11 protein-coding genes and 1 riboswitch are annotated in these 12,381 nt (G+C 71.0%); of the genes, 8 read left to right on the top strand and 3 right to left on the bottom strand.

Annotation, left to right across the window (positions count from 1 at the left end; genetic code table 11):
* Positions 1 to 4 precede the first annotated feature (4 nt).
* The 6 genes from hpnH to OG776_RS10050 all read left to right on the top strand — a co-directional run bounded on the left by hpnH (position 5) and on the right by OG776_RS10050 (position 6,475).
* Entirely contained in the window at positions 5 to 1,027 is a 1,023-nt protein-coding gene (hpnH, locus tag OG776_RS10075; protein ID WP_148012166.1) for an adenosyl-hopene transferase HpnH, read from the top strand.
* Positions 1,028 to 1,031: 4 nt separating this feature from the next.
* A complete protein-coding gene (ispG, locus tag OG776_RS10070) occupies positions 1,032 to 2,189 on the top strand; it encodes a flavodoxin-dependent (E)-4-hydroxy-3-methylbut-2-enyl-diphosphate synthase (protein ID WP_329320175.1) in 1,158 nt (385 codons plus the stop codon).
* Positions 2,190 to 2,217: 28 nt separating this feature from the next.
* Complete coding sequence (gene dxs, locus OG776_RS10065; RefSeq protein ID WP_148012164.1) at positions 2,218 to 4,116, top strand: 1-deoxy-D-xylulose-5-phosphate synthase; 1,899 nt, start codon at positions 2,218 to 2,220, stop codon at positions 4,114 to 4,116.
* Positions 4,113 to 5,513, top strand: a complete 1,401-nt coding sequence (locus OG776_RS10060) for an aspartate aminotransferase family protein (RefSeq protein ID WP_329326397.1) — start codon at positions 4,113 to 4,115, stop codon at positions 5,511 to 5,513. The genes dxs and OG776_RS10060 overlap by 4 nt, the downstream gene beginning before the upstream one ends.
* 159 nt (positions 5,514 to 5,672) lie before the next feature.
* On the top strand, positions 5,673 to 6,326 hold the full coding sequence (locus OG776_RS10055; protein ID WP_148012162.1) for a helix-turn-helix domain-containing protein: 654 nt from the start codon (positions 5,673 to 5,675) through the stop codon (positions 6,324 to 6,326).
* 32 nt (positions 6,327 to 6,358) lie between these two features.
* Positions 6,359 to 6,475: a DUF6126 family protein gene (locus OG776_RS10050; RefSeq protein WP_148012225.1), complete on the top strand. Its 117-nt coding sequence runs from the start codon at positions 6,359 to 6,361 to the stop codon at positions 6,473 to 6,475.
* Positions 6,476 to 6,551: 76 nt separating this feature from the next.
* On the opposite strand, the gene OG776_RS10045 is transcribed toward OG776_RS10050, so the two are convergent.
* On the bottom strand, positions 6,552 to 7,349 hold the full coding sequence (locus OG776_RS10045; RefSeq protein ID WP_148012161.1) for a tyrosine-protein phosphatase: 798 nt from the start codon (positions 7,347 to 7,349) through the stop codon (positions 6,552 to 6,554).
* Positions 7,350 to 7,774: 425 nt separating this feature from the next.
* Positions 7,775 to 7,933: riboswitch (cyclic di-AMP (ydaO/yuaA leader) on the top strand.
* Positions 7,934 to 7,936: 3 nt separating this feature from the next.
* Between OG776_RS10045 and OG776_RS10040 the strand changes: the two genes are divergently transcribed.
* The gene (locus tag OG776_RS10040; protein ID WP_329320170.1) at positions 7,937 to 8,797 is read left to right on the top strand and encodes a LysM peptidoglycan-binding domain-containing M23 family metallopeptidase; all 861 of its coding nucleotides are present in this window, start codon (positions 7,937 to 7,939) and stop codon (positions 8,795 to 8,797) included.
* Between the two features lie 227 nt (positions 8,798 to 9,024).
* Entirely contained in the window at positions 9,025 to 9,810 is a 786-nt protein-coding gene (locus OG776_RS10035) for an SGNH/GDSL hydrolase family protein (protein WP_329323681.1), read from the top strand.
* Between the two features lie 101 nt (positions 9,811 to 9,911).
* On the opposite strand, the gene OG776_RS10030 is transcribed toward OG776_RS10035, so the two are convergent.
* Positions 9,912 to 10,511: a TetR/AcrR family transcriptional regulator gene (locus OG776_RS10030; RefSeq protein ID WP_329320168.1), complete on the bottom strand. Its 600-nt coding sequence runs from the start codon at positions 10,509 to 10,511 to the stop codon at positions 9,912 to 9,914.
* 257 nt (positions 10,512 to 10,768) lie between these two features.
* Positions 10,769 to 11,971: a glutamate dehydrogenase gene (locus OG776_RS10025; RefSeq protein WP_329320166.1), complete on the bottom strand. Its 1,203-nt coding sequence runs from the start codon at positions 11,969 to 11,971 to the stop codon at positions 10,769 to 10,771.
* Between the last annotated feature and the right edge of the window lie 410 nt (positions 11,972 to 12,381).

Here is a 12,381-nt window from a genome sequence, read left to right as displayed (position 1 = left end):
CCAGATGGCCATGCCGCTTCGGCAGTCCATGAAGGTCGCTGCATACCTGTTTGAACAGAAACTCAGGAAGCGGGACAAGTTCGCGCTGATTGTCGAGTTGGAACCCCTCTTCGCGTGCAATCTCGCATGCGAGGGATGTGGCAAGATCCAGCACCCCGCGGGCGTGCTGAAGCAGCGGATGCCGGTGGCCCAGGCGGTGGGCGCGGTACTGGAGTCCGGCGCCCCGATGGTGTCCATCGCGGGCGGCGAACCTCTGATGCACCCGCAGATCGACGAGATCGTGCGGCAGTTGGTGGCCAAGAAGAAGTTCGTCTTCCTGTGCACCAACGCGATGTTGCTGCGCAAGAAGATGGACAAGTTCAAGCCCTCGCCGTACTTCGCGTGGGCCGTGCACATCGACGGGCTGCGTGAGCGGCACGACGAGTCCGTGGCCAAGGAAGGCGTCTTCGACGAGGCGGTCGAGGCCATCAAGGAGGCCAAGCGGCGCGGCTTCCGGGTCACCACCAACTCGACCTTCTTCAACACCGACACCCCGCAGACCGTCATCGAGGTCCTCAACTACCTCAACGACGACCTGAAGGTCGACGAGATGATGCTCTCGCCCGCCTACGCCTACGAGAAGGCTCCCGACCAGGAGCACTTCCTCGGCGTCCAGCAGACCCGGGAACTGTTCAAGAAGGCCTTCGCGGGCGGCAACCGGCGCCGCTGGCGGCTCAACCAGAGCCCGCTCTTCCTGGACTTCCTGGAGGGCAAGGTCGACTTCCCGTGCACCGCGTGGGCGATTCCGAGCTACTCGCTCTTCGGCTGGCAGAAGCCCTGCTACCTGATGAGCGACGGGTACGTGCAGACGTACAAGCAGCTCCTGGAGGAGACCGACTGGGACTCCTACGGCCGCGGCAAGGACGACCGGTGCGCCAACTGCATGGCGCACTGCGGCTACGAGCCGACCGCCGTCCTCGCCACCATGGGGTCCCTCAAGGAGTCCCTGCGCGCCGCCCGCGAGACGTTCACGGAAAGCCGCGGGTGACGTCATGACCGCCGTTTCCTTGGGCCTCCCCGAGGTGCCGGTCCGACCGATCGCGGAACGCCGTGTGTCACGGCGGATCCAGGTCGGACCGGTGGCGGTCGGGGGAGGAGCACCCGTCTCCGTGCAGTCGATGACGACGACGCGTACGTCGGACGTCGGCGCCACCTTGCAGCAGATCGCGGAACTCACCGCGTCCGGCTGCCAGATCGTCCGCGTCGCCTGCCCCACGCAGGACGACGCGGACGCCCTCGCGACGATCGCCCGCAAGTCGCAGATCCCGGTGATCGCGGACATCCACTTCCAGCCCAAGTACGTCTTCGCGGCCATCGACGCCGGCTGCGCCGCGGTCCGGGTGAACCCGGGCAACATCAAGCAGTTCGACGACAAGGTGAAGGAGATCGCGCGCGCCGCTTCCCAGGCGGGCATCCCCATCCGGATCGGCGTGAACGCGGGCTCGCTGGACCGGCGGCTGCTCCAGAAGTACGGGAAGGCGACGCCGGAGGCGCTCGTCGAGTCGGCGCTGTGGGAGGCGTCCCTCTTCGAGGAGCACGGGTTCCGGGACCTCAAGATCTCGGTGAAGCACAACGACCCGGTCGTCATGGTCAACGCCTACCGGCAACTGGCGGCGGCCTGTGACTACCCGCTCCACCTGGGCGTCACGGAGGCCGGACCGGCGTTCCAGGGGACCATCAAGTCCGCCGTGGCCTTCGGGGCGTTGCTGTCCGAGGGCATCGGGGACACCATCCGGGTCTCGCTGAGCGCGCCGCCGGCCGAGGAGTGCAAGGTCGGTATCCAGATCCTGGAGTCGCTGGGCCTGCGGCAGCGGCGACTGGAGATCGTCTCGTGCCCGTCCTGCGGGCGCGCCCAGGTGGACGTCTACAAGCTGGCCGACGAGGTCACCGCCGGTCTGGAGGGGATGGAGGTCCCTTTGCGCGTCGCGGTCATGGGCTGCGTCGTCAACGGCCCCGGGGAGGCGCGGGAGGCGGACCTGGGGGTCGCCTCCGGCAACGGCAAGGGGCAGATCTTCGTCAAGGGCGAGGTCATCAAGACCGTGCCCGAGTCGAAGATCGTCGAGACCCTCATCGAGGAAGCCATGAAGATCGCCGAGCAGATGGAGAACGACGGCGTCGGGTCCGGGGAACCGGCCGTCACCGTGAGTTGATCAGCACGGACCGAGAGGGGGCCCGAGCGTGACGATTCTGGAGAGCATCCGGGGACCACGCGACCTGAAGGCGCTGTCCGAGGCGGAGGTCGGTGAACTGGCCGATGAGATCCGGGAGTTCCTGGTGCACGCGGTCACCAGGACCGGTGGACATCTCGGGCCCAATCTGGGGGTGGTGGAACTCTCCATCGCACTCCACAGGGTCTTCGAGTCACCCGTCGACCGCATCCTGTGGGACACCGGTCACCAGAGTTATGTGCACAAGCTGCTGACGGGACGTCAGGACTTCTCCAAGCTGCGGGGCAAGGGCGGCCTGTCCGGCTACCCCTCGCGCGAGGAGTCCGAGCACGACATCATCGAGAACAGCCACGCCTCCACGGCGCTCGGCTGGGCGGACGGCCTGGCCAAGGCCCGTCAGGTGCAGGGGGAGAAGGGCCATGTCGTCGCGGTCATCGGCGACGGCGCGCTGACCGGCGGAATGGCGTGGGAGGCACTGAACAACATCGCCGCCGCGAAGGACCGCCCGCTGATCATCGTCGTCAACGACAACGAACGCTCCTACGCACCGACCATCGGCGGACTCGCCAACCACCTCGCCACCCTGCGCACGACGGACGGCTACGAGCGGGTGCTGGCCTGGGGCAAGGACGTACTGCTGCGCACCCCTGTGGTCGGGGCCACGCTCTACGAGTCCCTGCACGGCGCCAAGAAGGGCTTCAAGGACGCCTTCGCCCCGCAGGGCATGTTCGAGGACCTGGGACTGAAGTACGTCGGCCCCATCGACGGACACGACACGAGGGCCGTGGAGTCCGCGCTGCGGCGCGCGAAGCGCTTCCACGGGCCGGTGCTGGTCCACTGCCTGACGGAGAAGGGCCGCGGCTACGAACCGGCCCTCGCGCACGAGGAGGACCGCTTCCACACCGTGGGTGTGATGGACCCGCTGACCTGCGAGCCGCTCGCGCCCTCCAACGGACCATCCTGGACCTCGGTGTTCGGCGACGAGATCGCCCGGATCGGGGCCGAGCGCGAGGACGTCGTGGCGATAACCGCCGCGATGCTGCACCCGGTGGGGCTCGGCAGGTTCGCCGAGCGGTTCCCGGACCGTGTGTGGGACGTGGGGATCGCCGAGCAGCACGCCACGGTCTCCGCGGCCGGACTCGCCACCGGCGGCCTCCATCCGGTCGTCGCCGTCTACGCCACCTTCCTCAACCGAGCCTTCGACCAGCTCCTGATGGACGTCGCCCTGCACCGCTGCGGCGTCACCTTCGTCCTGGACCGGGCCGGTGTCACCGGAGTCGACGGCGCCTCGCACAACGGCATGTGGGACATGTCCGTCCTGCAGGTCGTGCCGGGTCTCAGGATCGCCGCGCCGCGCGACGCCGACCAGCTCCGCGCCCAGCTGCGGGAGGCGGTCGCCGTCGACGACGCGCCGACGCTGATCCGCTTCCCCAAGGAGTCGGTGGGCCCGGCGGTCCCGGCGACCGACCGGGTGGGCGGCCTCGACGTCCTGCACCGGTCCGCGGAGACCCCGCAGGTCCTCCTGGTGGCCGTCGGCGTGATGGCGCCGGTCTGCCTCCAGGCCGCCGACCTGCTGGAGGCCCGGGGGATCGCCTGCACCGTCGTCGATCCCCGCTGGGTCAAACCCGTCGACCCGGCGCTGCCCGGCCTCGCCGCCGAGCACCGGCTCGTGGCGGTCGTCGAGGACAACAGCCGGGCGGCCGGCGTCGGCTCGGCGGTCGCGCTGGCCCTCGGGGACGCCGACGTGGACGTACCGGTAAGGAGGTTCGGGATCCCGGAGCAGTTCCTTGCGCACGCCAAGCGCGCGGAGGTGCTGGCCGACATCGGGCTCACGCCCGTCGAGATCGCCGGGCGGATCGGGGCCTGCCTGGCCGTCAAGGACGAGTTGTCCAAGGAGAAACAGGAATGACGACCCCTTCCGGGAAGCGGGAGTTCGACCTCGGCGCGCTGCTGGCGGAGCGCGGGGCCGAGCGGTACGAGCTGCACACCAAGTACCTGAACCACCAACTCCCGCGCATGCTGCACACCATCGGCTTCGACAAGGTCTACGAGCGGGCCGAGGGCGCGCACTTCTGGGACGCGGACGGCAACGACTACCTGGACATGCTCGCCGGGTTCGGGGTGATGGGCCTGGGCCGCCATCACCCCGTCGTCCGGCAGGCGCTGCACGACGTCCTGGACGCCTCGCTCGCCGACCTGACGCGCTTCGACTGCCAGCCGCTGCCCGGGCTGCTGGCCGAGAAGCTGCTCACCCACAGCCCGCACCTGGACCGGGTGTTCTTCGCCAACAGCGGTACGGAGGCCGTGGAGACCGCCCTGAAGTTCGCCCGGTGCGCCACCGGCAGACCGAGGATCCTCTACTGCTCCCACGCCTTCCACGGCCTGACCACCGGGTCGCTCTCCGTGAACGGCGAGGACGGGTTCCGGGACGGCTTCGCCCCGCTGCTGCCGGACACCGCCGTCCCGCTCGGCGACCTCGACGCGCTCGGCCGCGAGCTGGCGCGGGGCGACGTCGCCGGGCTCATCGTCGAACCCATCCAGGGCAAGGGCGTGCACGAGGCCCCGCCGGGCTATCTGCGCGCCGCACAGGAGCTGCTGCACCGGCACAAGGCGCTGCTCATCGCGGACGAGGTGCAGACGGGCCTGGGACGGACCGGGGACTTCTACGCCTACCAGCACGAGGACGGCGTGGAACCCGACCTGGTGTGCGTGGCCAAGGCGCTCTCCGGGGGCTACGTCCCGGTCGGCGCCACCCTCGGCAAGGACTGGATCTTCAAGAAGGTCTACTCGTCGATGGACCGGGTCCTCGTCCACTCGGCGAGCTTCGGGGCCAACGCGCAGGCCATGGCGGCCGGGCTCGCCGTGCTCTCGGTGATGGAGAACGAGCAGATCGTCGCGAACGCGCGGGCCACGGGTGAACTGCTGAAGACCCGGCTCGCGGCGCTCGTCGACACGTACGAACTGCTCAGTGACGTCCGCGGCCGGGGGCTGATGATCGGCATCGAGTTCGGGCGGCCCAAGTCGCTGAAACTCCGCAGCCGCTGGACCATGCTGCAGGCCGCGCGCAAGGGGCTCTTCGCGCAGATGGTCGTGGTCCCGCTGTTGCAGCGGCACCGCATCCTCACCCAGGTCTCCGGGGACCATCTGGAGGTGATCAAGCTGATCCCGCCGCTGATCGTCGGCGAGCGGGACGTGGACCGCTTCATGGAGGCCTTCGTCGCCGTGATGGACGACGCGCACAGCGGCGGCGGGCTGATGTGGGACTTCGGGAAGACGCTGGTCAAGCAGGCAGTGGCGAACCGCTAGGCGAACCGCTCCTGTCCCGCCCTGTTTCGTCACACTTTTTGTATCCCGATCCGCCCCGTCCCGAGTGCCGTCCGGTCCTCGGGGTGGGGGCGGTCGTGAGTTCTTTGCCTCTGAGGCAATAAATTTGCCCGAGAGGCAAGTCTGCGGCTCAATGGAGGCATGAGCCCCATCGAGCCGGGGGCGGCGGACACGCCGCCCGAGCCCGGGGCAGCCGAGGTGCTGCCCGTCGTCGCGCCGCAACTGCGTGAACTGCGGCGGCGCGCCGCACTGACCCTGGAGGCCGCGGCCCGCGCCGCCGGCCTCTCGGCCGCGCATCTCTCCAGGCTGGAGACGGGACAGCGCCAGCCCTCGCTGCCGATGCTGCTCGCCCTCGCCCGCATCTACGGTACGACGGTCTCGGAGCTGCTGGGCGAGAGGGCCGCCGAACGTGACGCGATCGTCCGGGCGGCGGACATGGAGCCGACCGCGGCGGGCGGCTGGACCTACTGGCAGGCCGGTTCCCCGGGCCGCGGGATGCAGGCACTGCGTGTGCACGTCCCCCACGGGTCCCAGGGCGACATCGTGCGCGTCCATCCCGGCGAGGAGTGGCTCCACGTGCTCCAGGGACGGCTGCGGCTGCGCCTGGGCGACACCACGCAGGTCCTGGCGCCCGGGGACAGCGCGCACTTCGACTCGTTGACCCCGCACCGGATAGCCGCCGCCGACCAGGCGGGGGCCGATCTCCTCTTCGTACACACCCTGCTGCAGAGCCCCGCCGCCGCGCTGTGCCTCGGCCCGGCGGCGGCGCACCCGACCCTGGGAGAGACGTCATGACGGAACCCACGGAGCCCGGCCCCCGGCGGTCCATGGAGGACAAGTTCCCCCGTGCGCTGTGGGTGCGGCTGATCATCTACGTCGCTGTCGGCCACCTCTTCGCGGCCTTCATCTACCTGCTGTTCACGCTGGGAGCGCAGAACCAGTAGAGCCGGGACCGACCCGTGCCCGTACGGCCGTGTCCACATGGCTGTACGGGCGCGGCCGTACGTACGGGCGCCGACGTCAGTCGAGGAGGCGCTCGCGCAGCCGGTCGCGCAGCTCCGGGGTCAGGCGCAGGGCCTTCTCCAGATAGCCGTCGACACCGCCCCAGGTCTCCTCGATCGTCTCGAAGGCCGCCGTCAGATATTCGACCCGCGCGTCGAACAGCGGGCTGAGCAGCTCCATGACCTCGGGGGAGCGGGCCGCGTCGGAGGTGCCGTTGCGGTGGACCTTGTAGCGGCGGTGCCGGGCGTTCGACTCCAGGTAGTCGGCGACGATCGCGTCGCGCTCGACGCCCACGGCGAGGAGCGTCACGGCTATGGACAGGCCCGCGCGGTCCTTGCCCGCCGCGCAGTGCATCAGCGCGGGCACGCTGTCCTCGGCCAGGGCGTGCAGCACCTGGGTGTGCTCGGCGGTCCGCTCGGTGATGATCGCGCGGTACGAGCCGATCATCCGGGCCGCCGCTCCGCCGTTGCCGAGGTGGGCGCGGAGCTGGTCCAGCTCGCCGTCGCGGACCATCTTCCAGAACTCGCTGCCGTCGGCCGGGTCGGTCAGCGGCAGATTCACGTTCCGCACACCCGGAAGCTCGACGTCCGGCCCCTCCAGCTTCTGGTCCGAGGCGTTGCGGAAGTCGAAGACGGTGTGCAGCCCGAGGGAGGAGAGGAACGCGGTGTCCTCCGGCGTGGCGTGCGCGAGGTGACCGCTGCGGAACAGCCGCCCGGGCCGCACCCGCCGGCCGTCCACGGTGGGCAGGCCGCCCACGTCCCGGAAGTTGCGCACGCCGGTCAGTTCGGGCTCGGTCGACGGGACCTGCTGCGTCACGGGGGCTCCTCCCATAGGTCCGTCGGCACCGCTCGTCGTCGCCCGCCGACGGGAATCGCCTCTCGACGATACGACATGGGTTCCTGGGGCAATGAGTTGTCCACAGGGTTGATATCACCCATAGGTCCCATATGTGCAATCTGTCGGATGTGATGGAACTGGCCCTGGAATATGCACTCATGGGGTGACGTGCGTGAGCAGCGTCATACATGTGACGATGCGTTGCGGCATCCGATTTCCGGTGCGCCCGTGCGGCCGGGCGGGGACCCGGGTGGAGGGCTCTTCGTGCACGGAGGGTGACGGGCAATCAGGGCATCGATCAAGAAAGAGGTGCGTACCGGGTTCGCGGACGGTTGTCGCCGCGCCGGTCCCTCGCCTACGTTCGCCCTCAATCCGGACGGACGCCCAATCCTGCCGCCGCCCGGAATCCGCACTCACCCGTACACGGCAGGAGCGGGGGACCCACAGGTATCGCGCCTGTTCCGGTCTCCGGAACGGCTAGGGGTACAGCCGTGCCGTCGCGCGGCCGGACATCTCCAGTCCGCACCCGACAGCTCACCTCGCAGGCGCCGGAGAGGAAATGCGCCATGCCCGCGAAGGGTAAGCACCGTCGTCCCAAGTTCCTGCGTCTGCCCCGCTCGATCGCCGTGGCCGGCACCGGTGGTGCCGCGCTCGCACTGCCGTTGATGGGGGCCGTCTGCGCCCACGCCGCGGCCCCGGCGGCCGCCGTCCCGTCCGCCGCGCAGAAGATCGCGACGGTCTCCGTGTCCGCCGGAACCGCGGTGGAGAAGACCTATGTCGTGAAGGCCGGTGACACGCTCGCGAAGATCGCCGACCGTCAGCACGTCAGCGGCGGCTGGAAGAAGCTCTACGCCGACAACCGCGCGGTCGTGGGCGCCGATCCGGCGGCGATCCGGCCCGGTCTGAAGCTGACGATCGCGGGGCCGGACACCACGCACTCGTCCGTGTCCACCGCCACCCCGACCTCCGTCGGGCCCGCGGTCGAGGCCGCCGCCAAGGCTCCCCAGGCCGCCGCCGCGGCGTACACCCTCCCGGTCGAAGGGGCCACCATCGGCACCGGCTACAAGGTGCCCGGCAGCATGTGGTCGAGCGGCTATCACACCGGTGTGGACTTCGTGGTCCCGACCGGCACCACGGTCAGGTCCGTCGCCGCGGGCACGGTCGTCTCGGCCGGCTGGGGCGGCGCCTACGGCAACCAGGTCGTCATCCAGCACGCCGACGGCCGGTACTCGCAGTACGCCCACCTGTCCGCGCTCTCCGTCTCGGCGGGGCAGAGCGTGACCGTGGGGCAGCGCATCGGCCTCTCCGGCGCGACCGGCAACGTCACCGGTCCGCACCTGCACTTCGAGATCCGCACGACACCGGACTACGGCTCGGACCTGGACCCGGTCGCGTACCTGCGCGCGCACGGCGTCGTCGTCGGCTGACGCACCCCCACACGTCCCGCGGGCCGGACCCCTTGAAGCAAGGGGTCCGGCCCGCGGTGTGTCGGCTGTTCAACCACGCCTGGGGAAGCCCTATTCCGGATTTCGGCCATTCTTTATGAGTGGCTTATATCACCACCCGTCAACCCATTCCTACGGTCGCGTAGCTCACATCCCAAGGTGAATCATGGCTCGACGTGGCAGACGATTCGAAGAGTGACAACAGAGCGGTGATCGGGTCGTACGTGGCGGTGGGGGACAGCTTCACCGAAGGCGTCGGCGACCCCGGCCCCGAAGGAGCCTTCGTCGGCTGGGCGGACCGTTTCGCGGTCCTGCTCGCGGACCGGCAGCCGGAGGGCGACTTCACCTACACCAACCTCGCGGTCCGCGGGAAGCTGCTCGACCAGGTCGTCGAGGACCAGCTCGGGAGGGCCAAGGAACTCGCCCCGGACCTGGTCTCCTTCTGCGCGGGCGGCAACGACATCATCCGGCCCGGCACCGACCCCGACGAGGTGGCGGAGCGCTTCGAGCGCGCCGTCGCCGACCTCACCTCCGCCGTCGGCACCGTCATGGTGACGACCGGCTTCGACACCCGTGGCGTCCCGGTGCTCAAGCACCTGCGCGGCAAGATCGCCACGTACAACGGGCACGTCCGGGCCATCGCCGACCGGTACGGCTGTCCGGTCCTCGACCTGTGGTCCCTGAAGACGGTCCAGGACCGGCGCGCCTGGGACGGCGACCGGCTGCACCTGTCGCCGGAGGGCCACACGCGGGTCGCGCTGCGGGCCGGTCAGGTGCTCGGCCTCGACGTGCCCGCCGACCCGGACCAGCCGTGGCCTCCCCTTCCGCCCAGGGGCACGCTGGAGGTACGGCGGGACGACATCCACTGGGCGCGCGAGTACCTGGTGCCGTGGATCGGGCGGCGGTTGCGCGGGGAGTCCTCGGGCGACCACGTGGCGGCCAAGGGGAGCCTGTCGCCGGACGACATCAAGATGCGGATCGGGTCCGTCGCCTGAGCCGTATGAGTCGTATGGGCCGCGCGAGGCGGCGGGACGGACGGCGGACGGGTCCGCGGGGACGCCGGCCCTGACGGGGACGGTGCGCGGGGGCGGACTGCTCAGCGCACCGCCGCCGTCAGGGCCGCGCGGTCGAGTCCCAGCTCACGCGCCAGCGCGTCGTCCACCCACTCCTGGGCCCGCGTCCGTGACACGGCGCCCGTGTACGCGGTCATCTGCACCGCAAGCCCGTCGAGCAGGGCGGTCAGCCGCAGCGCGGCACCCGCGGGATCCGGGCACCGGAACTCCCCGCCGGCCACGCCTTCCGCGATCACCTCGGTGATCGCCGCCTTCCACTGGCTGTCGAGATGGCGGGTGACCTCCCGCAGCGCGGGCTCGCGCAGCGCCGCGCCCCAGCCCTCGATCCACAGCCGCCACCCCTTGGCCTGGCCGGTCGGGGCGTACCAGCGGACGGCCGAGCGGAGCCGCCGCAGCGCGGACGTGCGACGGCCGAGCAGCTTGCGCAGATGGGCGAGGTCGTCCTCGGCGGCATGGGTGAACGCGGCCGCGACCAGCTTCTCCTTGGTGGAGAAGTGGTACAGCACCAACGCGTTGCTCACCCCGAGGGAGGAGGCGACGTCGGCGATCCGCACCGCCGCGACGCCCCGTGCCTCGATCTGTCCGACGGCGGCCCGCAGCAACTCCTGACGCCGCTCCGCCACGCTCAACCGCACCCTTGCCACGCGGTAACCCTAGTGCCTCGCCGGGGCGGCACGGCGGGGCACCGCCCGATCCGGACGCGGGCCGCCCTTTCCGGCGCCCCCGAACTCCCGTATCGCTCAGGCGAGTTGGGTGAGGCGTGGGGTCCTCGGGCGAAGGGCGGTACGGAGGAGCGGCCCGGACCGCGGGACCCGGACGACTGGTGCGAGGGCCGGTGCGAAGGCCCGGCACGGGCGGCCGGCCCGGAGCCCCGGGACGGTCAGCGGTACCACCCGAAGCGTTCCGCGATCACCGGGAGCCGGTCGGCGACGATGGCGTGCGCGGCGGCCCGGGGCGTCGTGCCGTCGGCCTCCGCGCGGGCCAGCACCCGGTCGATCAGACCACGCATCGAACGCCGGGTGTACGCGAACGCCTCCTCGGCGTCCGCGCCGATGTCGCCGAAGAGGGTCCACCACCACCAGGCGTTCGTACCGGAGTTGACGACCACGTCCGGCAGCACGAGGACGCCGCGCGCGGCGAGCAGGTCCTCCGCCTCGGGCAGGACCGGCATGTTGGCCGCCTCCACGATCCAACGGGCCGTGACGCGACCCTGGTTCGTGGTGTCGATCGCGTACGAGACCGCCGCGGGCACCAGGACGTCCGCGTCGGCCGACAGCCAGGCGTCGGCGGGGAGTTCACGGTCGGCCGGGCGCAGCGCCGCGCGGTCCACCGTCCCGTAGGCGTCCCGCGCCGCGAGCAGCGCGTCGACGTCGAGCCCTCCGGGGTTCCCGATCGTGCCCCTGACGTCGGCGACGGCCACGACGGTGAGGCCGGCCCGCGCGAGGAAGCGCGCCGTGGCACCGCCCATGGTGCCGAAGCCCTGCACGGCGACGCGCGTTCCCCTGTACGCGGTCCCGGCCCGGTCGAGGGCCGCGAGCACCGACTCGGCGACACCGCAGCCGCCGACCAGTTCGTCGAGCCCGATCCCGTCCACCTCGACCGCGAAGGCGTCGGCGAGACGGCTCCGCGCGCTCTTCTCGTCGTCGAGCAGCGGGTACACGGCCTGGATGGACGAGACGAGTCCCGCTTCCGCGGCGGCCCGGTCGACGAGGTCCTGGGTGAGCCCGAGGTCCTCGCCCGTCGTCCAGAAGGCCTCGATGTACGGGCGCATGGCCCGCAGGTAGCGCACCAGGAGGCCGTACGCCGCCGGGTCCCGGGGGTCGCAGTCGATGCCGCCCTTCGCGCCGCCCAGCGGGATGTAGCGGCCCTCGGGGTTGTAGTGCAGGGCCTCCTTCATCGTCATGCCCCGCGCCAGTCCGGCGACCTCGTCCAGGGTGCAGCCCTCACGCATCCGCAGCCCGCCGCTGGAGACACCGCGGACCAGACGGTCGACCACCAGGAAACCCGGGCGGCCGGTGACGTGGTCGGTCCAGGTGAGGGTGATCAGTGGCGAGGCCGGGGGCACGGTCGACGGCGCGGTCATGGGGTCTCCTCGGGGGGCGGCGATCGGGGTGGGGCGGAGGGGCGTGCGTGGGTGCCGCTCGGGAACGGCACTCCTCCAGGAAGCGGCCGTCCTCGGCGGGAGCGTCGGCATCCTCTCGTACCTCCCGGCGCGGACGGTCCGGCGCGAACGCCCCCGACCGGAACCTTTACTGAATCGCGAGTCAGTATCGTAGGGCCGTGCCGACCGTGCCGACCGTGCCGACCGTGTTGACCCGCGGCCGATCCGCGGCCGATCCGCCGTTCGTCCGCCGTCGGTCCGCGGGACGGACGACCGTACGGGGGACGGCCGACGGGAGGTCGAGGGGCGGTCGGGGTGTGCGCGAGCGGCCGGACGCGCGGTGATGACGCGACGGTCCGGGCGGTCCGGGACGCGCCGGGGTCCGGTCCGTC

The organism is Streptomyces sp. NBC_01689 (assembly GCF_036250675.1).
Classification (GTDB): Bacteria; Actinomycetota; Actinomycetes; order Streptomycetales; family Streptomycetaceae; genus Streptomyces.
Note: the sequence above shows the minus strand (reverse complement) of the source record. Positions and strands in the feature narration are given on the sequence as shown.